The organism is Streptomyces hesseae (assembly GCF_031845785.1).
In the GTDB taxonomy this organism is placed as follows: domain Bacteria; phylum Actinomycetota; class Actinomycetes; order Streptomycetales; family Streptomycetaceae; genus Streptomyces; species Streptomyces hesseae.
Genome location: NZ_JAVRFI010000035.1, coordinates 1 through 19836, shown reverse-complemented (window position 1 = coordinate 19836; position 19836 = coordinate 1). Strand labels below are relative to the sequence as shown.

Below are 19836 nucleotides of genomic sequence, written 5' to 3'. Positions count from 1 at the left end.
TCGAAGGTTTCGGCATCCGGATCACGACCAGGGAGCGCATGACGTGCGGCCGGTAGGCAGCAAGTACCTGCTCGAGGAGCCGCTCGGACGCGGCGCCACGGGCACCGTCTGGCGTGCCCGCCAGCGTCAGGCGGCCGGCGCCGAGGCGGCGGTGGCGGGGCAGCCCGGCGAGACCGTCGCGATCAAGGTCCTCAAGGAGGAGCTGGCCCACGACGCGGACGTCGTGATGCGCTTCCTGCGCGAGCGCTCCGTGCTCCTGCGGCTGACCCACCCCAATATCGTCCGCACCCGCGACCTCGTCGTCGAGGGCGATCTCCTCGCGCTCGTCATGGACCTGGTCGACGGCCCGGACCTCCACCGCTACCTCCGCGAGAACGGCCCCTTCACGCCCGTCGCGGCAGCGCTGCTCACCGCGCAGATCGCCGACGCCCTCGCCGCCAGCCACGCCGACGGCATCGTCCACCGCGACCTCAAGCCCGCCAACGTGCTGCTGAAGAGCGAAGCCGGGCAGATGCACCCGATGCTCACCGACTTCGGCATCGCGCGCCTCGCGGACTCGCCCGGCCTGACCCGCACCCACGAGTTCGTCGGCACCCCGGCCTATGTCGCGCCCGAGTCCGCCGAGGGCCGCCCGCAGACCTCCGCCGTGGACGTCTACGGCGCGGGCATCCTGCTGTACGAGCTGGTCACCGGCCGTCCGCCGTTCGCGGGCGCCACCGCCCTCGAGGTCCTCCACCAGCACCTCAGCGCCGAGCCGCGCCGCCCCACGACCGTGCCCGAGCCGCTGTGGACGGTCATAGAGCGCTGTCTGCGCAAGCGCCCCGAGGAGCGGCCCAGCGCCGAGAACCTCGCCCGCGGCCTGCGCGTCGTCGCCTCCGGCGTCGGCGTGCACGCCTCCCCGGACCAGGCCGAGGCGGCGCTGGGCGTCGGCGCGCTGCTCACGCCCGACCCCGAGCCCACCCGGGTGCCCGGTACGGGCCTCCACACCCTCCCCGGCACGGGTCCCGCCACCGGCGACGCCGACCCCACCCAGGTGCTCCCGTCCTCCGCCGGGACCGCCCCGGCCGGGTACGACCCGAACGCCGCGACCAGCGTCCTGCCCAGCACCGGCCTGTCGGGCCCCGGGCGGACCGGCGACGCCGACCCCACCCAGGTGCTCTCCGCGGGCTCCGGTCCGCAGGGTGGCGACCCCACGCGCGTCATGCCGCCCGTACCGCCGGGGCCGCCGTCCGCCCAGCCGGGCCAGGGCGACAGCCCGCACCCGTGGCAGAACCAGCTGCGCGCCGCCCGCGACCGCAACGAGCAGACCCAGTACCTCGACCCGGGCGAGGACCCGCTGCGCCGCAGGCCTCAGCGCCGCCCGGCCCAGCCGCCGCAGGGCTACCAGCAGCCGCCCCAGCAGCAGTACGCCCCGCAGCCGCCGCAGCAGCAGTACCCGGCGCAGCGGCCGCCCCGGCGGCAGCCGCAGCCCCAGCCGCAGCCCCAGCGGGCACCGCGCTACCAGCAGCCCCCGCAGCCGCCCCAGCCTCAACCCCAGCCGCAGCGGTACGCGCCCGAGCCGACGCCCGCGCCGCGCCGGGAGCCGCGCCCGCCGCGCCGGCGCAGCGCGAACCCCATGCGGATCCCGGGACTGGGCTGCCTCAAGGGCTGTCTGTTCATGATCGTCGTGTTGATCGTCGGCTCCTGGCTGGTGTGGGAGTTCACGCCGCTCAAGGACTGGGTCGCCGACGGCAAGAGCTTCTGGGCCGCCGCCCGGGACTGGATCACCAGCGTCAAGGACTGGCTCTCGAGCCTGGGCTCCGACTCCGGAGCGGGGTCGGGTTCCGGCCAGTGACCGGGACGGCGGCGGGGTGTTGGAGAACCGATAAGGCAGTCGATATGTCGACACCCGAAGGGTGTTTTCTGCCTCAGAAGTAACGGTTGGCACTGAATCGGTGTCCCCAACGCCCCTCCGGCCGCGTAGCTTGGTCGCCAGCGCGGGTGACGGCCGCCTGGCCGCGCCCGTCGGATGATGTCGCCTGATGGCGGAGGAGTCGGGGAACAGTCTTGGCACGGAAGATCGGCAGCCGGTACACCGCCCACCAGGTCCTGGGACGGGGCAGTGTCGGGACGGTGTGGCTCGGCGAAGGCCCCGAGGGGCCGGTCGCCATCAAGCTCCTGCGGGAGGATCTCGCCTCCGACCAGGAGCTCGTCGGCCGCTTCGTGCAGGAGCGCGCGGCCCTCCTCGGTCTCGACCACCCCCATGTGGTCGGCGTCCGCGACCTCGTCGTCGACGGCAACGACCTCGCCCTGGTCATGGACCTCATCCGCGGCACCGACCTGCGCACCCGGCTCGACCGCGAGCGGCGCCTCGCGCCCGAGGCGGCCGTCGCCATCGTGGCCGACGTCGCCGACGGCCTCGCCGCCGCGCACGCCGCCGGGGTGGTGCACCGCGACGTCAAGCCCGAGAACGTCCTCCTCGACATGCAGGGCCCCCTCGGGCCCGCCGGCGCGCACCCCGCGCTGCTCACGGACTTCGGCATCGCCCGGCTCGTGGACGTGCCCCGCCCGGCACCCGCCCGCGACCGTGACCGCGACCGGGACCGGGACCGCTCGCCGGGCGCCCGCAGCGTCATCGGCACGCCCGACTACCTCGCCCCCGAGATCATCGAGGGCCTGCCGCCGCGCGCGTCCGTCGACGTCTACGCCCTGGCCACCGTCCTCTACGAGCTCCTGGCCGGCTTCACGCCCTTCGGCGGCGGCCACCCCGGGGCGGTGCTGCGGCGCCATGTGACGGAGACGGTGGCGCCGCTGCCCGGCATCCCCGACGAGCTGTGGCAGCTCGTCGTGCAGTGCCTCGCCAAGGCCCCGGCGTCCCGGCTGCGCGCCTCGGAGCTGGCGGCCCGGCTGCGGGAGCTGCTGCCGCATCTGGCCGGGATTCCGCCGCTCGACATCGACGAGCCGGAGGAGGAGGCCGCCGCCGGCGCGGAGGGGGGCTCCGCCCCCGCTCCCGCCACCGCCGCTTCCGCGGCGGCCGTGCCCGAGCCGCGGCGGCGGGGCGTGGTGCCGCTCGTGCCGGGGGCGGGCGTCTCGGACTCCAGCCGGGACACCCACACCAGCATGCGGGTGCCCGGACCCGAGGAGCTCGCGGGCGGCCCCCACGGCACGGCTCGCGCTCCGCGCTCGCCGGGGCAGCCGCGGGCGGGCTCCGCGCGCCACCGCTCCCCGGCGGAGCAGGTACGGCGCCGCCGCATCCGCCTCGGCGCGGCGGCCGTCGCGCTGGCCGCGGCGGCGGGCGTCGGCGGCTGGTTCGCCACGGGCGGCGGCTCGGACACGGGCGACGCGAAGCCGGGCGGCTCCCAGCCCCCGGGCATCCACCACACGGCGCCGCCGGCGGCGGGCACGCGGTAGGGAGCGGCGAGGGTCAGGGGGCCCGGCCCCGCCCTTTCACCGTTTCCCGCGGCCCCCGCCCCGCCCGGAAGGGCCGCCTCCGTGCGTTCCGGGTGCTCCTTCGGACCGGGAAGCCCGGCGCAGCCGTTAGGCTGGGTGCGTGGCAGTCGTTGATGTATCCGAAGAGCTGAAGTCCCTCTCCTCGACCATGGGGTCGATCGAGGCCGTTCTGGACCTCGACAAGATGAGGGCCGACGTCGCCGTGCTCGAGGAGCAGGCGGCCGCCCCGTCACTCTGGGACGACCCGGAGGCGGCGCAGAAGATCACGAGCAAGCTGTCGCACCTCCAGGCGGAGCTGCGCAAGGCGGAGACGCTCCGCGGCCGCATCGACGACCTCGGGGTGCTCTTCGAGCTCGCCGAGGACGAGGGCGACGCCGACGCCCTCGCCGAGGCCGAGACGGAGCTCGTCTCCGTCCGCAAGGCGCTCGACGAGATGGAGGTCCGCACCCTCCTCTCCGGCGAGTACGACTCCCGCGAGGCCCTCGTCAACATCCGCGCCGAGGCCGGCGGCGTCGACGCCTCCGACTTCGCCGAGCGCCTCCAGCGCATGTACCTCCGCTGGGCCGAGCGCCACGGCTACAAGACCGAGATCTACGAGACGTCGTACGCCGAAGAGGCCGGCATCAAGTCGACCACCTTCGCCGTCCAGGTGCCGTACGCCTACGGCACCCTCTCCGTCGAGCAGGGCACCCACCGCCTGGTCCGCATCTCGCCCTTCGACAACCAGGGCCGCCGCCAGACCTCCTTCGCCGGCGTCGAGGTACTGCCGGTCGTCGAGCAGACCGACCACGTCGAGATCGACGAGTCCGACCTGCGCGTCGACGTCTACCGCTCCTCCGGCCCCGGCGGCCAGGGCGTCAACACCACGGACTCCGCGGTCCGCCTGACGCACCTCCCCACCGGCATCGTCGTCTCCTGCCAGAACGAGCGCTCGCAGATCCAGAACAAGGCGACCGCCATGAACGTCCTCCAGGCCAAGCTCCTCGAGCGCCAGCGCCAGGAGGAGCGCGCCAAGATGGACGCGCTCAAGGGCGACGGCGGCAGCTCCTGGGGCAACCAGATGCGTTCGTACGTCCTGCACCCGTACCAGATGGTCAAGGACCTCCGTACGGAGTTCGAGGTCGGCAACCCCACCTCCGTCCTCGACGGTGACATCGACGGGTTCCTCGAGGCCGGCATCCGCTGGCGCAAGCAGCAGGAGAAGTAGAACAACTCCCTCCGCTTGTCTGCCGTAACCCCCGCATAGCCGGACATCGCGCCCTTAAGTTCCTTGACGCTGCCCAGAAAACTGGGAAGGCTGGCGCGCGGCATGCGAATCACTGGGGCGCGTGTGGCGGGGGGCGAGCGGCCCGGCCCGTACGACATGCGTACGGGGCCGGATCGGTCACGCCGTCCCCCGGAGCGCCGCGGCCCCGTGCACAGCTGCTCCATCGACGAGTTCAGCTACTGGGGGTAGCAGGCAGATGACGAGTAAGACGCGACTGCGCGTTGCGCGCATAGCCGCCGGCGCGATGATCGCCGCCGGCGCTTCCCTGACGGCGGCGGGTGCGGCCTCGGCCGCCGGTGTCGACGTCGAGGTCGGCGGTTTCGGCGTGAAGGGCGGCGTCGGCGTGCACACCGCGGCCGCCGACGACCCCACCACCGCCCCGACCGAGATCCCGCAGCCCACGTCCGGCACGGGCGGTTCCACGACCGGCGGTTCCACGACTGGTGGTTCCACGACTGGTGGTTCCACGACCGGCGGTTCCACGACCGGTGGTTCCACCACGGGTGGTTCGACGACCGGCGGTGAGACCACCGGCGGTTCCACGACCGGTGGCGAGACCACGGGTGGCGGTTCCACGACGGGTGGTTCCACGACCGGTGGCTCGACCACCGGCGGTGAGACCACGACAGGTGGTTCCACGACCGGCGGCTCCACCACCGGCGGTGAGACCACGGGTGGCGGTTCCACGACCGGTGGCTCGACCACCGGCGGTTCCACCACGGGTGGCTCCACGACCGGCGGTTCGACGACCGGTGGCTCCACCACGGGCGGTTCCACGACCGGTGGATCCACCACCGGCGGTTCCACCTCGGGCGGCTCCACCACCGGCGGCGGTACGACCGGCGGTTCCACGACCGGCGGCGGCACCACCGGCGGCGACCACGGCTCCACCACCGGCGGTGGCACGACGGGCGGCTCCACCACGGGTGGCTCGGGCTCCACGGGCGGCTCCGCCACCGGCGGCTCCGGCTCCACCGGCGGCGACGACGCCCGTACCTGCCCGGTGGACACCGACGGCAACTGCAACACCAGCCCCGACAACGCCGGTGTCCAGCCCGTCCAGCAGGGCAAGCCCAAGGAGGAGCTGGCCCAGACCGGTCAGTCCGGTCAGGGCGGCCAGTCCGGCCAGCCCGCGCAGGCCGGTCAGCTGGCCGAGACCGGTGCCGGTCAGACCACCTTCCTCGTGGTCGGCGCCGCCACGATGATCGCCGGTGGCATCGGCTTCCGGATGCTGCCGCGCCTGATCGAGCGCGGCGGCGCGGCCGCCGCCTGACGGCCCCGGCCGTAAGCGCGCGCACGACGACCGAGGCCCGGGACGCGGAAAGCGTCCCGGGCCTCGGCCTATAAGTATCAATATCCAAGCATCGGCATCGATATCGGAGAGCGATCGAGTCGCTACCCTGTGAATCCGCGGGCGAGCACAGCAAGAGCGACGAGCACCACCAGTAGCGCGATCAGCGCGGCCGGTGTGAGGCCGCCGAAGATGCCTTCCTGGTGCTGCAACCGCTCGCGGCTCGCCCGGCAGACCGGGCACCTGCCCTCATTGACAGGGGCCGCGCAGTTGGCGCACACCAGTCGGTCGCATGTCATGCGAAGTCCTCCTCCGGTACGTCCAACGCGCGGGAACGTCGTGCGGTTCCCCTTACCACTGTGCCAGCTTTACCGCCGTCCGGCGCGGCCGGCCCGGTGAAGCGCGAAATGGAACCCAATTGTCCCGTTGACTCCCGAGGCCGACTGCGCGTGCACGGGCGGTTCGGTATGGTCACGCACACCGACGGGAGCCGCGAACGCGGCGTTCCGTGCCGCCCCCCAGGCCGACACGTGGTGCACTCGTGATCCGATTCGACAACGTCTCCAAGTCCTACCCCAAGCAGAACCGTCCGGCGCTCCGGGACGTCTCGCTCGAGATCGAAAAGGGCGAGTTCGTCTTCCTGGTCGGTTCCTCCGGCTCCGGGAAGTCGACCTTCCTTCGGCTGCTGCTGCGCGAGGAGCGGACCACCCACGGTCAGGTCCATGTCCTGGGCAAGGACCTCGCCCGGCTCTCGAACTGGAAAGTGCCTCACATGCGCCGCCAGTTGGGCACGGTGTTCCAGGACTTCCGGCTGCTGCCCAACAAGACCGTCGCGGAGAACGTCGCCTTCGCCCTGGAGGTCATCGGGAAGCCCCGGGGCGAGATCCGCAAGGCCGTGCCCCAGGTCCTGGAGCTGGTGGGTCTCGGCGGCAAGGAGCAGCGGATGCCCGGCGAGCTCTCCGGCGGTGAGCAGCAGCGTGTCGCGATCGCTCGCGCGTTCGTCAACCGGCCGCGGCTGCTGATCGCCGACGAGCCCACCGGAAACCTGGACCCGCAGACCTCCGTCGGCATCATGAAGCTGCTGGACCGGATCAACCGGACCGGCACCACGGTCATCATGGCCACCCACGACCAGCAGATCGTGGACCAGATGCGCAAGCGCGTCATCGAACTCGAACAGGGCCGTCTCGTGCGCGACCAGTCGCGCGGCGTCTACGGCTACCAGCACTGAAACCGCCCGAGGGCACTGAAAGGACGCCATGCGCGCCCAGTTCGTCATGTCGGAGATCGGCGTCGGTCTCCGCCGCAATCTCACGATGACCTTCGCGGTGATCGTCTCCGTCGCGCTGTCGCTCGCCCTGTTCGGCGGTTCCCTGCTCATGCGCGAGCAGGTCGGCACGATGAAGGGTTACTGGTACGACAAGGTCAACGTCTCGATCTACCTCTGCAACAAGAACGACGCCCAGAGCCAGGGCGGCGCCTGTGCCAAGGGGGCGGTCACCGAGGACCAGAAGAAGGAGATCAAGGCCGACCTGCAGAAGATGCCGGTCGTCCAGTCGGTCCAGTTCGAGACGGCCGACGAGGCGTTCAAGCACTACAAGGAGCAGTTCGGCAATTCCCCGATCGTGCCCTTCCTCACCCCCGACCAGATGCAGGAGGCCTTCCGCGTCAAGCTGAAGGACCCCGCCAAGTACCGGGTGGTCTCCAGCGCCTTCTCCCAGCGGCCCGGCGTCCAGGAGGTGGAGGACCAGCGCAAGACCCTGGAGCCCCTCCTCAACCTCCTCAACGGCATGAACCTCGCGGCCCTGGGCGTGATGGCGCTGATGCTGGTGGTCGCCCTGATGCTGATCATCAATACGGTCCGGGTCTCGGCCTTCAGCCGGCGCCGGGAGACCGGGATCATGCGGCTGGTCGGCGCGTCCAGCTTCTACATCCAGACGCCCTTCATCATGGAGGCCGCCTTCGCCGGGCTGCTCGGCGCCGGACTGGCCTGTGTCCTGCTTGTCTGCGTCCAGTACTTCCTGGTCAACAACTGGCTGGCGCACCAGATCGACGTGATCCAGTTCATCGGCTGGGACGCCGTCTTCGCCAAGATGCCCCTGGTGATCGCCATCGGGCTGCTGATGCCCGCGCTGGCGGCGTTCGTCGCCCTGCGGAAGTACCTGAAGGTGTAGGGCTCCCGAAGGGCGGCCCGAAGGGGCCGGGCGGTGCAGAAGCTGTAGAGAGGCGTGGAACAGTCAAGGGCGTCGTACGGTCAACTCCCCGTACGGCGCCCTTCGGTGTCCTAGACTCACGCGCATGCCCGGCCCGACGTTGTTCGTACCGCCGCGCCGCGCCAGGCGCGGGGCCGCGCTGACGTTGGTCTTCATGGGGGCGCTGGCGGCGGGCGCCGCGACCGCCGCGTGGGGGGTCGCCGACGGGCGGCAGGCCCGGCCCCCGGCGGGGGAGCACGGCGAACGGCAGGTGCTCCACGGAGCCGTCGGCCGGACCGCCACAGGCCCCCGCGCCGCCGACCGGCACGCCGTCGACCGCCGCGCCGTGGAGGCCGCCGCCGAGCGGGCCGTGGAGGACGGCAAGTCCGGCTCGCAGGCCGCGGCCGAGCTGCTGAGCCGCAGCGGCGACGCCTGGAGCGCCGTCTACACCCCCCGGGAGTACGAAGGCTTCGCGCTCGCCCTCGACGGCGCGTACGTCGGCGTGGGCCTCACCACCCGGCGGGTGGAGGGCGGCCGGATGGAGGTCGACGGGGTCCGCCCCGACGGTCCCGCCGAGCGGGCCGGCATCGCCCCCGGCGACCGGCTCCTGACCGTCGACGGCGCGGACGTCACAGGCCGCCCCGTGACGGAGGTCGTCTCCCTGCTGCGCGGCGACGGCCACTCCCTCGGCTCGTGGCCCGTCTCCGCGCCCGGTACGACCGTGCGCCTGGGCATCCAGCGCGGCGCGGAGCGCTGGGAGCGGACGCTGCGCCGCGAGCGGCTGCTCACCGAGAGTGTCGAGGTCGAGCGGCGCGACGGAGGGCCGGCGGGCGCCCTCCCGGCCACGCTGATCAAGGTCAGCTCCTTCACCCGGGGCACCGGAGAGCGGGTCCGGGAGGCGGTCCGGGAGGCCGCGCCCGGCGAGGGGATCCTGCTGGACCTGCGCGGGAACTCCGGCGGGCTGGTCACCGAGGCCGTCACGGCCGCCTCCGCGTTCCTCGACGGCGGGCTCGTCGCCACGTACGACGTGCGCGGCAGCCGGCACGTCCTGTGGGCCGAGCCGGGCGGGGACACCCGTCGCCCCCTCGTCGTCCTCGTCGACGGCGGCACCATGAGCGCCGCCGAGCTGCTGACCGGGGCGCTCCAGGACCGGGGGCGCACGGTCGTCGTCGGCTCCCGGACCTTCGGCAAGGGTTCGGTCCAGATGCCCAGCCGGCTCGCGGACGGCTCCGTCGCCGAGCTCACCGTCGGCCACTACCGCACCCCGGCGGGCCGGGCGGTCGACGGCACCGGGATCACCCCCGACCTGGCCGTCCAGGGACCGGCCGGGGACGGCGGGGAGGGGGACGCCGAGGCGCGGGGCCGGAGAGTATTGAGTGGCCTCGGGGGCGGGGCGTAGTGCGAGAATGACGGTGCTATGGCTAAAGACAAGGACAAGAAAGAGTCGGGCCGGAAGATCGTCGCGCAGAACAAGAAGGCGCGCCACGACTACCACCTCCTGACCACCTACGAGTGCGGCCTGGTGCTCACCGGCACCGAGGTCAAGTCGCTGCGCCAGGGTCGCTCCTCGCTGGTCGACGGCTTCGTCCAGATCGACGGCGGCGAGGCGTGGCTGCACAACGCCCACATCCCCGAGTACGCCCAGGGGACGTGGACCAACCACAGCGCGCGGCGCAAGCGGAAGCTGCTGATGCACCGCGCGGAGATCGACAAGCTGGCCTCCAAGGCGGACGAGACGGGCCACACGATCATCCCGCTGGTCCTGTACTTCAAGGACGGCCGGGCCAAGGTCGAGATCGCCCTGGCGAAGGGCAAGAAGGAGTACGACAAGCGGCAGACGCTCCGCGAGAAGCAGGACACTCGCGAGTCGAACCGCGCGATCGCGGCGGCGCGGCGCCGGCAGCGGGCGTCGGCGGCGGCCCGGGGCTAGCCTGCGGGAATACGCTGGCCCCGCCCGGCGTCGTTCCAGTACGATGGGCAACGCGGCACACCGGGTGGTACCGGGTGCGCACCTTGAAAAAACAACATGGGGATGATCGGTTTCGACAGCGGATGTCGAAGCAGGGGAAGCGTGTCGAGGAAGCGGCAATGATCTCGTAAACCATATGTCGCAACCAATAATCGCCAACACCAAGCGCGATTCCTTCGCCCTCGCTGCCTAAGTAGCGACTTGCGAAGTGTCAGCCCGGGGCTGTTCCCGACCCGGATCCTGGCATCAGCTAGGGGACTAAACCACTAGGCCCGGCCACGGGACCTGGTGGGAAATCAAACAGTGGCTGAGCCCGTCGGAGACTTGTTCGCGTGATCTCCGGGGCCGAGAAAATCGCAGCGAACTGCACACGGAGAAGCCCTGATTCCGCACCGTTGGACGCGGGTTCGATTCCCGCCATCTCCACTCATCCCATGTAGGCGTACGGCCCGCGAGTCTGACTCGCGGGCCGTACGCTTTTCTGCTGCCGCGCGCCGGAAGACGCGCTGGAACTGCCGCTAGAACAGCCGCGCCATGCCCACCGACACCGGGGCCACCTCGGTCCAGCCGAACTTCGCGTAGAGGTGGCGGGCGTCCCCGTCCGCGATCAGGGAGACATAGGCGCCCTCCGGCGCCCGGCGCTCCAGCTCGGTCGTCAGGGCCTCCATGATCCGCTTGCCCAGGCCCTGGCCCTGGTGCTCAGGCAGTACGCAGATGTCGACTATCTGAAGGTGGCAGCCGCCGTCCCCGACGATCCGGCCCATGCCCACCGGCTCGGGGTTTCCTTCCTCCCGGACCAGCACCCCGTACCAGGTGTTCGGGAGCCCGACGGCCGATCCCTCGACCGATTTCGCGCCGAGGCCCGTCGCGGCGCGCAGGGCGCGGTAGGTCTCCGTAGCCGGTACACCCGGGCCGAGTTCATAGCTACGGTTTGTAGGGGTGTCGCTCGCTTCGTTTGCTTTGTTTGCTTCGTCGCTCACGCGCGGAAGGGTAGCCGTCGTGCAACCGGGGGGCCGGACGGGCCCTCTTCCTGGGTGACATAGGGGGTGGCCGGTGAACTGGACACGAACTGCTGTCGCCGTGGTGGGCACGGGCACGCTGTGGCTGGGCGGGTCCGCCGTGGCCGTCGCGCAGGACGGGCACCGGGGGACCCGGGGGGACCCGGGCGGGGTGCAGGTGCTGCTCAACGGGGCCTTCGACAACCGGCCCGGGGAACTGATCGACATCGACGTCCGGGGCCTGCGGGCCGCCTCCGGTGCCACCGTCACCTCGCCCGTCTTCGACCGCCGGGTGCGGCTCGACCCCTACGAGGACCCCGGCGCCGCGGGCCGGGGCGGCGGCCCGGGACTGCACGCGCGGCCCGCCGTCTCGACGCGGGCCAGGCCCGGGACGTATCCGCTGCGCGTGCACGCCGGCGGGCGGGTCGTGGCCGAGGAACAGGTGGAGATCAGGGCCGCGCGACGGCCGGAGTTCCGGGTGGGCGCCAAGGACGACGTACTGCGGCCCGGGGAGCAGCTGGGCGTCTCGTACGACGATCTCTACCCGGGGGAGACGGGCGACTCCTTCGCCATCGCCTCACCGCTGCTCCCTGCCGCGATCCCGCTGGTCCACGACCCGCGCGGCATCCACTGGAACAACCCCCGGATGTTCACCGCCCTCGTCTCCGTGCCGCCGGACGCCAAGGACGGCACGTACAAGGTGACGCTGACGGCGGGCGGCGGCCGGCGCGTCGGCGAGAAGCCGCTCGTCGTCCGGGCCGCCCGCCCCGGCGACGGCGACTATGTGGGCAGGGCGCGCGGCCCCGCCTTCTTCTCCTTCGAGGGCCGCCCGGAGACCGCCCGCGCGTACGGCCACCGGGTCCCGGCGGGCGGCACGGTGAACGTCCTGTGGCGCGACGCCGCCCCCGACCCCGGCGAGGACGACCGGCTCACGGCGACCTCGCCCGCCTTCGAACGCCCGGTTCCGCTGCGGCGCGACGACAGCAAGGCGAGCGACGGCGACGACCCCCGCTACTACGGCCCCGCCCGGGTCCGGGTGGGGCTGGAGCCGGGCCGCTACCCCGTGACCGTGATCAGCCACCACGGCCGGGTGAAGCGGACCGGAATCCTCCAGATCACCGGCAGGGCGGTCGGGGCCCTCGCGGCGAAGGCGGTCGGCGACGACGGCCCCGACCCCGCGCTGATCGTCGCGGGGACGGGCGCGGGGCTCGCGGTGCTGGCCGCCGGGACGGGGGCCGTGGTGCTGCTGGTACGCCGACGGGGGCGGGCGACGGCTCACTGAGCGCCCCGGCGCGCACGGCCCAGGGCACGGCGGAGCCGGGTGCGGAGGGCGGGGTGTACGGGGCCGGCCGGCTCGGTCCAGGCCGGCTCGGTCCAGGTCGGGGGAACGGCGAGGAAGCGGATCATGTCTCCACAGTCGCCGCAGGTGGGGGCCGGGGTCCAACACCTGATCGGTGGCCATTCACGCGCGTGTGTTGTTAACTGCCGTGCGTGCCCGAGCCGTACACCGCCTTCGATGCCGAACCCCGGCTGCTCCGCGCCTTCGTGACCGTGGCCGAGGAGCTCCATTTCACGCGCGCCGCCGCACGGTTGTACCTCGCCCAGCAGGCGCTCAGCCGTGACATCCGGCGGCTGGAGCGCGAGGTGGGCGCGGAGTTGTTCTCCCGGACCACACGCGCGGTCGCGCTCACCGCCGAGGGGGAGCGGCTGTTGCCGTACGCGCGCCGGGTCCTCGCCGCGTACGAGGAGTTCGCGGCGGCGTGCGCGGGAGAGAGCCGCCCCCTGCTCGTGGACGTCGGCGGCCCGGTGAGCACCGGCGGGCGGGTGCTCACGGAGGCCCGGCGGGCGGCACCCCGGCTGGAACTGGTGGCCCGCTACCGTTCTGGCCTCGCCGGAGCGGCCGAACGGATCCTCGCCGGCCGGCTCGACGTCTCCTTCGGCCGGATCGCCGGCCTCCCCGCGGACGTCCGGGCCGGGCTGGAGCACCTGCCCGTACGGCTGGAGCGGATGACCGTGCTGCTGCCCGACGACCACCCCCTGGCCGACCGGGACCGGATACCGCTGGACGCGCTGCGGGGCGAGACGCTCTACGCGGGCGCGGGCAACCCCGACACGGCGGAGTGGACCGGCCTCGCGGAGCGGCTCTTCGCGGGCCGGGGCATCGCCGTCGCGGAGCCGTTCCCCGGGATCGAGGGCGAGGAGGAGTTCGTCCGCGTCATACGGAAACGGGGCTGGGCGGTGCTGGCGAGCGAGGAGTTCATCGAGGTGCCGGGGATGGCGCTGAGGCCCCTGGTCGACCCGGTACCGCTGTCGCCCGTGGCGATGGTGTGGCGGCGGGGCCTCCGCCATCCCGGACTGGACGCGCTGCGCCACGCGGCACGGGAGCTCGCGGGGGCGCGTGGATGGCTGGAACGGCCCGTGGACGCATGGCTCCCGGAAGCCGACGCGGCCTTGATGAACGCATCGTGACATCGTCATACGACATGGAATGACGATGAGTTGGTCGCTGTTGTGGTCATTCATGACGGATGCTGATCAGAATGTTAAGCGCTCCTTTCTCTTCCTGCTGGGCAGCGGCCGTGAGGGCGGCAACACGGAGACGCTGGCACGGCGGGCGGCGGCCCAACTGCCCTCCGGCGTACGGCAGACGTGGCTGCGGCTCAGCGACCATCCGCTGCCCGCGTTCGAGGACCTCCGGCACAGCGCCGACCGAACCCTCGCCCCTCCCACCGGCAACGAGAAGCTCCTGCTCGACGCCACCCTCGACGCGACCGACCTGGTGATCGCCTCACCGGTGTACTGGTACTCCGTCTCCGCCAGCACCAAGCTCTACCTGGACCACTGGGTCAACTGGCTGAGCATCCCCGAACTGCGCTTCCGCGACCGGATGCGGGGCTCGACGCTCTGGGCCGTCGCCGCGTCGAGCAGCGACGGCCGCACGGTCGCCGAACCGCTCCTCGGCTCGCTGCGCGCGTCCGCCGCGTACATGGGCATGCGGTGGGGCGGGGAACTGCTGGGTTCGGGGACCGAACCGGGAGCGGTGCTGGAGGACGCGGGGGCCGTGGCGGCGGCGAAGGGGCTCTTCCAGCCGCCGATCCCCTAGCCTGGGGGCCTACCGCGCCCTCCGCCAGAGGAGACGTCATGGTGAACACGGACCCCGCCGCCCCGAGGCGAGGCGTGAGGTGGCTCGTATGGGCGGTGTACGGGCTCGCCGCCGGTGTGACCGCCAACGGAGCGGCGATGCTGGCGGCTTCGGCCGCCGACGGGTCGGTCCTGGTGCAGATCCTGGTGGCCGGAGCCGTGGTGCTGGCGGCGGGGTGGATCGCCCCGACCGTTCTCGCTTCGGTGCGCCGCCGGCGGTTCCGGCGGCCTCCGATGCCCCGCCCTCCACGGGCCGGCTCCCGGCGCTGAGCCGCGGGCACTTGGCGGAAACCCGTGATCCGCCCCTTCCCGCCGCCCGCCCCACCGGGCACCCTGTAACGGCGGGGAACCGGGGAACACCCATACGGAAAGGTGACGACGCATGGCACCGGCCGCGGCGGCCACGAATGGTCTGAGGTTCGACTGCGGGCGGCTCTGCCTGGACCTGCTGGCCACCGCCGAACCACCGGACCGGCTCGACGGCTCCCGGCGCTTACAGGCGTGGCTGCTCGGCACCGGCGTCGTCCCGCCGGGCACGCCGCTCCACGCCGTGGACGGCACGTGGCTCGCGCGCTTCCAGGCCGCCCGTGAGCTGCTCGCGCGCGTCGTGCACGCCGAGCTCGACGGGGACGGCCGGGCCGCCGGGCCCGACCTGGAGCGGATGAACGCCCTCGCCGCCACCGCGCCGCCCGCGCCCGCGGCCGCCCGGGGCGCCGACGGGCGGCTCGTCCGCCGCCTCGCCGGCGCCCCGGACTGTGGCGCCCTCCTCGGACAGGTCGCCCGCGACGCCGTCGACCTCCTCACCGACCCCGTCGCCCGCGGCCAGCTGCGCCGCTGCGAGGGCGAGAACTGCCCCCTGATCTATCTCGACACCTCCCGCGGCCGCCGTCGGCGCTGGTGCTCCAGCGAGGTCTGCGGCAACCGCGAGCGCGTGGCCCGCCACCGCCGCCGCACCAGCGAGCCCATGACGGCGGGAGACAAGGCCTGAGGCGCTGAACGGGATCCGGCCGCCGCCCGTACTCCTGGTCGAAGGGCCACGGCACGGCCGTGACCCGGCGGCGACACCCCGGCCCCGCGCTCTCGACCAAGGGGGAAGGCTTGCGCAAGGATGCCGTCGTGGCTGACAGGACCAGTCCCGACGAGGACCTGATGCGGTCGCTCTACAAGGAGCACGCGGGCCCCCTGCTGGCCTTCGTCCTCCGGCTCGTGGCGGGCGACCGCCAGCGGGCGGAGGACGTCGTCCAGGAGACACTGCTGCGCGCCTGGCGCAACGCCGACCGGCTGCGCGGCGCCACCGGCTCCGTACGGCCCTGGCTGATCACCGTCGCCCGGCGCATCGTCATCGACAACCACCGCAGCCGCCGGGCCCGGCCCCCCGAGGTCGACCCGGGGCCGCTGGAACTGCTGCCGGCCGCCGACGAGATCGACCGGGCGCTGCGCCTGATGACGATCTCCGACGCGCTGGGCGACCTTTCCGAAGCCCACAGAGAGGCCTTGATCGAGACCTACTTCAAAGGACGTACCGTGAGCGAGGCGGCGGAAGTGCTGGGAGTACCGGCCGGGACCGTACGGTCCCGGGTGTTCTACGCGCTGCGCTCCATGAGGCTCTCGCTCGAGGAACGAGGAGTGACGGCATGAACCGGCCGGCACCGCACCATGAGCACCCACGGCGGGACGACGAGCACACCGCCGTCGGCGCCTACGCGCTCGGCGTGCTGGACGAGGCGGACACCGCCCGTTTCGAGGAGCACCTCGCCGACTGCCCCCGGTGCGCCGCCGAACTGGAGACGCTCATGGGCCTCGCTCCGCTCCTCGGCGAACTCAAGGAGGCGACCCCCGGCCCGGCGGCCCTCGCCCCCGAGCCCCGCCCCGAAGTGCTGGACCGGCTGCTCGACGACGTCACCGTGACCCGTAGGACACAGCGGACCCGCCGGCTGTGGCTGGTCGCCGCCGCCGTCGCCCTGATCGTCGCCGGACCGCTGGCCGGCGCCGCCCTCACCGCGCAGGACACCGGGCAGGGCCACACCGGTGTAAGCGCCGCCAAGCAGATGTACGACGAGGGCGAGAAGTACGACGGCGGCACCGACCCGGTCACCCACGTGAACGCCACCGTGTCCCTCCAGGACAAGGCCTGGGGCACCCATGTGGCGCTCAAGCTCGGCAATGTCAAAGGCCCGCTGACCTGCGATCTCGTCGCCGTCGGCAAGAACGGCCAGGAGCAGGTCGCCACCACCTGGGCGGTCCCGGAGGCCGGCTACGGCATCGACAAGGGCGACAAGAGCGGGGTCCCCGTCGGCTCCCCCGGCTACACGGCGGGGAAGGAGCCCCTCTACACCCACGGCGGTGTCGCGTTCAACGAGGAGGACATCGCCCGCTTCGAGATCCGCACCCTCGACGGCAAACACCTCGCCACCGTGACACTGTGACGCGGTGACGCTGTGATGCCCCGCTGTGATCGACAGATGGGCGATCCGTCAACACCCGACACTCGTGGCAAACCCCTCATGTCCTGACAGGTGCGCTCAGTACCCCTGTTCGCGTACGGTTGACGGCTGCCCTAAGCACAGCAGAAGGGGGCCTGGGTGGCCGCGCAGAACGCCACACACGACCATGTGGCGACAGAGACGGCGACGGAGTCCGAAGGGATCCGGGACCGTGAGATCGGCGCCGAACAGCACCATCTCGACCGGGTGTACCGACGCCTCGAGGAGAAGATCCACGAGGCGGAGTTCCTCATGGACGACGCGGCCAAACGAGGCCAGGTCGGCACCCCCGGAGCGCTCGCCGAGCGCGACGCCCAGGTGTTCCGCGCCGGCGTGCATCTCAACCGGCTGAACAACGAGTTCGAGGACTTCCTCTTCGGCCGGATCGACCTCCTCCTCGGCAAGGACGGCAAGAAGGGCCCCGACGGCGCCTACACCTCCGTCGACCCCGCCGACGACGCCGTACGGGACGACACCGCCGAGATCGCCGAGACCCTCCACATCGGCCGCATCGGCGTGCTCGACGCGGACTACTCCCCGCTCGTCATCGACTGGCGGGCCCCCGCCGCGGCGCCGTTCTACCGGTCCACCCCGGTCGCCCCCGGCCGGGTCGTACGCCGCCGGGTCATCCGCTCCAAGGGCCGCCGGGTCCTCGGCGTCGAGGACGACCTGCTCCGCCCGGAGCTGCGCGCCACCCTCGACGGGGACGCCCTGCCGGTGGTGGGCGACGGCGCCCTGATGGCCGCGCTCGGCCAGGCCCGCAGCCACACGATGCGCGACATCGTCTCCTCCATCCAGGCCGAACAGGACCTGGTCATCCGCGCCCCCGCCGCCTCGGTCACCGAGGTCGAGGGCGGCCCCGGCACCGGCAAGACCGCCGTCGCCCTCCACCGCGCCGCCTACCTCCTCTACCAGGACCGCCGGCGCTACGCGGGCGGCATCCTCGTCGTCTCGCCGACCCCGCTGCTCGTCGCCTACACCGAGGGCGTGCTGCCCTCGCTCGGCGAGGAGGGCCAGGTCGCCATCCGCGCCGTCGGCAACCTCGTCGACGGCGCCGAGGCCGAGGTCTACGACGAGCCGGACGTCGCCCGGATCAAGGGCTCCTCCCGCATGGTCAAGGTGCTGCGCAAGGCGGTCCGGGGCGCCCTGGACGTCCCGCGCTCCGGCGTGCCCGTGCCCGAGCGGCTGCGCGTCGTCGCCTTCGGCGCCCGGATCGAGCTGGAGGCCGACGACCTGCGGCGCATCCGGAACGCGGCCCTCGGCGGCACCGCCCCCATCAACCTGCTGCGCCCCCGCGCCCGCCGGCTGATCCTCGACGCCCTGTGGTCCAGGTCCGGCGGCCCCCGCCGCTACACCGATCCCGAGCTCGCCGCCGAGGCCCGCTCGGCCTTCGACGAGGACATCACCACCGAGGACTCCTTCATCGACTTCCTCGACGCCTGGTGGCCGGAGCTCACCCCCCGCCGGGTGCTGGCCTGCCTCGCTGACGAGAAGCGGCTGGGCCGCTGGTCCCGCCGGGACCTCAACCCCCGCGAGACCCGCCGGCTGGCCCGCTCGCTGCGCCGGCTGGACCCGGCCGGCAAGGGCCCGCTGTCGGTGCACGACGTGGCGCTGCTGGACGAGCTGGAGACGCTGCTCGGCGCCCCGGTCCGCCCCAAGCAGCCCCGCGAGGCCGACCCGCTCGACGCGCTCACCGGCCTCGAGGAACTGATGCCGCAGCGCTTCGAGTCGCGTCGCGAGCGCGCCGAGCGGCTGGCGGAGGAGCGCCGCGACTACGCGCACGTCATCGTCGACGAGGCCCAGGACCTGACGCCCATGCAGTGGCGGATGGTGGGCCGCCGCGGCCGTCACGCCACCTGGACGATCGTCGGGGACGCGGCGCAGTCCTCCTGGTCCGACCCCGACGAGGCCGGCGCCGCCCGGGACGAGGCGCTGGGCACCCGTCCCCGCCGTCGCTTCCGGCTCACGGTCAACTACCGCAACCCCGCGGAGATCGCCGAGCTGGCGTCGAAGGTGCTGGCGCTGGCCATGCCGGGGATGGAGTCCCCCTCGGCCGTGCGCTCCACCGGCATCGAGCCCCGCTTCGTGGTCGCCGGCGACGGCCTCGCCGCGACCGTGCGCGCGGAGGCCGAGCACCTGCTGGCGGACGTGGACGGCACGGTCGGCGTGGTCGTTCCCATGGGCCGCCGGGCAGAGGCCCGGGAGTGGCTGGCCGGGCTGAGCGACCGTGTGGTGGTGCTGGGCAGCCTGGAGGCCAAGGGCCTGGAGTACGACGCGACGATCGTGGTCACCCCGGCCGGGATCGCCGACGAGTCACCGGCCGGTCTGCGGGTGCTCTACGTGGCGCTCACCCGGGCCACGCAGCGGCTGACGGTGGTCTCGGGCGAGCGGGACGACCCGGACGAGCACGGGGTGCCCGACCTGCTGCGCGACTGATCGGGCGCCGGGCGGAACGGGTCGGCGGGGGGCCGGTGCAGGGCTTTCGCTGTGGGCCGGATGGCCGGACCGGTGCGGCCGAACGGCCTGTTCCGGCCGCCCGTACGGCCCGTTCTCCCGGTGGGACGCTCCGCGCGGAATCAGTTCCGTGGACTGTTTGTTAGCCTGGTTACGACACCGGCTCGATCCAAGCCCCCGGGCCCAACCTTCGTCGCTACGAGCGACCACTTGCCGCGAGGCGAGCATGGCGGGTCGGTGTCGCTCTTCGTGAACCGACGGGCGCCCTTCCTTATGCGGAAGGGCGCCCGTCGGTTTTTGTCTTCCCAAGATTCCGCAAGATTCCGGAAGCTTTCTTCCGGAATGAGGGCCGGGTTACCCCCTACTCGCCGGTAGGTGGGACGATCGAACGTCGCGTCCTCGACGGGACATGTCGCGTCTTCGTGACGCGAACCACGGCGAAGCGATCGAAACAAGCGCAGAACAGCGAAAGCAGGGGAAAGCGGCCATGGCAACGGCGCCTAGCGTCTCGTATTCGATGACGGTCCGGTTGGAGGTTCCCGTGTCGGGGACCGCGGTCAGTGAGCTGACCACGGCCGTGGAGTCCTCCGGTGGGTCCGTGACCGGCCTGGA

18 protein-coding genes and 1 other RNA gene are annotated in these 19836 nt (G+C 72.7%); 17 read left to right on the top strand and 2 right to left on the bottom strand.

Annotation, left to right across the window (positions count from 1 at the left end; translation table 11 throughout):
• The first annotated feature begins 43 nt into the window (after positions 1-43).
• From RM609_RS32140 to RM609_RS32125, 4 genes are all read left to right on the top strand, one after another.
• Positions 44-1834, top strand: coding sequence for a serine/threonine-protein kinase (locus tag RM609_RS32140; RefSeq protein WP_311615808.1), 1791 nt, complete (start codon positions 44-46; stop codon positions 1832-1834).
• Between the two features lie 212 nt (positions 1835-2046).
• Positions 2047-3390 carry a serine/threonine-protein kinase gene (locus tag RM609_RS32135; protein WP_311615806.1) on the top strand — a complete coding sequence of 448 codons (1344 nt, stop codon included), beginning with the start codon at positions 2047-2049 and terminating at the stop codon, positions 3388-3390.
• A 139-nt stretch (positions 3391-3529) separates the two neighbouring features.
• Complete coding sequence (prfB, locus tag RM609_RS32130) at positions 3530-4636, top strand: peptide chain release factor 2 (protein ID WP_311615804.1); 1107 nt, start codon at positions 3530-3532, stop codon at positions 4634-4636.
• A 256-nt stretch (positions 4637-4892) separates the two neighbouring features.
• On the top strand, positions 4893-5969 hold the full coding sequence (locus RM609_RS32125; protein WP_311615802.1) for a hypothetical protein: 1077 nt from the start codon (positions 4893-4895) through the stop codon (positions 5967-5969).
• A 122-nt stretch (positions 5970-6091) separates the two neighbouring features.
• Here the strand turns inward: RM609_RS32125 and RM609_RS32120 are convergent, their stop codons facing one another.
• Complete coding sequence (locus RM609_RS32120) at positions 6092-6286, bottom strand: hypothetical protein (protein ID WP_311615800.1); 195 nt, start codon at positions 6284-6286, stop codon at positions 6092-6094.
• Positions 6287-6528: 242 nt separating this feature from the next.
• Here RM609_RS32120 and ftsE point away from each other — a divergent pair, with 242 nt between their 5' ends.
• The 5 genes from ftsE (at position 6529) to ssrA (ending at position 10577) form a co-directional block, all read left to right on the top strand.
• Positions 6529-7218 carry a cell division ATP-binding protein FtsE gene (gene ftsE / locus RM609_RS32115; protein ID WP_311615798.1) on the top strand — a complete coding sequence of 230 codons (690 nt, stop codon included), beginning with the start codon at positions 6529-6531 and terminating at the stop codon, positions 7216-7218.
• A 28-nt stretch (positions 7219-7246) separates the two neighbouring features.
• Complete coding sequence (gene ftsX, locus RM609_RS32110) at positions 7247-8161, top strand: permease-like cell division protein FtsX (protein WP_311615796.1); 915 nt, start codon at positions 7247-7249, stop codon at positions 8159-8161.
• 124 nt (positions 8162-8285) lie between these two features.
• Positions 8286-9578 carry a S41 family peptidase gene (locus RM609_RS32105; protein ID WP_311615794.1) on the top strand — a complete coding sequence of 431 codons (1293 nt, stop codon included), beginning with the start codon at positions 8286-8288 and terminating at the stop codon, positions 9576-9578.
• Between the two features lie 18 nt (positions 9579-9596).
• Positions 9597-10109, top strand: coding sequence for an SsrA-binding protein SmpB (smpB, locus tag RM609_RS32100; protein ID WP_311615792.1), 513 nt, complete (start codon positions 9597-9599; stop codon positions 10107-10109).
• Positions 10110-10207: 98 nt separating this feature from the next.
• Positions 10208-10577: a transfer-messenger RNA gene (ssrA, locus tag RM609_RS32095) on the top strand.
• A gap of 89 nt (positions 10578-10666) precedes the next feature.
• Here ssrA and RM609_RS32090 read toward each other — a convergent pair.
• Positions 10667-11128 (bottom strand): GNAT family N-acetyltransferase, encoded by a 462-nt coding sequence (locus RM609_RS32090; RefSeq protein WP_311615790.1) that lies wholly within the window; start codon positions 11126-11128, stop codon positions 10667-10669.
• A gap of 73 nt (positions 11129-11201) precedes the next feature.
• Between RM609_RS32090 and RM609_RS32085 the strand changes: the two genes are divergently transcribed.
• The 8 genes from RM609_RS32085 (at position 11202) to RM609_RS32050 (ending at position 19206) form a co-directional block, all read left to right on the top strand.
• Positions 11202-12428, top strand: a complete 1227-nt coding sequence (locus tag RM609_RS32085) for a COG1470 family protein (RefSeq protein ID WP_311615789.1) — start codon at positions 11202-11204, stop codon at positions 12426-12428.
• 209 nt (positions 12429-12637) lie between these two features.
• Positions 12638-13615 (top strand): LysR family transcriptional regulator, encoded by a 978-nt coding sequence (locus RM609_RS32080; protein ID WP_311615787.1) that lies wholly within the window; start codon positions 12638-12640, stop codon positions 13613-13615.
• Between the two features lie 52 nt (positions 13616-13667).
• Complete coding sequence (locus RM609_RS32075; RefSeq protein WP_311615785.1) at positions 13668-14249, top strand: flavodoxin family protein; 582 nt, start codon at positions 13668-13670, stop codon at positions 14247-14249.
• Between the two features lie 38 nt (positions 14250-14287).
• Positions 14288-14557 carry a hypothetical protein gene (locus RM609_RS32070; RefSeq protein WP_311615783.1) on the top strand — a complete coding sequence of 90 codons (270 nt, stop codon included), beginning with the start codon at positions 14288-14290 and terminating at the stop codon, positions 14555-14557.
• A gap of 112 nt (positions 14558-14669) precedes the next feature.
• On the top strand, positions 14670-15275 hold the full coding sequence (locus RM609_RS32065) for a CGNR zinc finger domain-containing protein (protein WP_311615781.1): 606 nt from the start codon (positions 14670-14672) through the stop codon (positions 15273-15275).
• 110 nt (positions 15276-15385) lie between these two features.
• On the top strand, positions 15386-15925 hold the full coding sequence (locus RM609_RS32060; RefSeq protein WP_438828589.1) for a sigma-70 family RNA polymerase sigma factor: 540 nt from the start codon (positions 15386-15388) through the stop codon (positions 15923-15925).
• Positions 15922-16713, top strand: a complete 792-nt coding sequence (locus RM609_RS32055) for an anti-sigma factor family protein (protein WP_311615776.1) — start codon at positions 15922-15924, stop codon at positions 16711-16713. Before RM609_RS32060 ends, RM609_RS32055 begins: the two co-directional genes overlap by 4 nt.
• 186 nt (positions 16714-16899) lie before the next feature.
• Positions 16900-19206 carry a HelD family protein gene (locus tag RM609_RS32050; RefSeq protein ID WP_311615861.1) on the top strand — a complete coding sequence of 769 codons (2307 nt, stop codon included), beginning with the start codon at positions 16900-16902 and terminating at the stop codon, positions 19204-19206.
• The last annotated feature ends 630 nt before the right edge of the window (positions 19207-19836 follow it).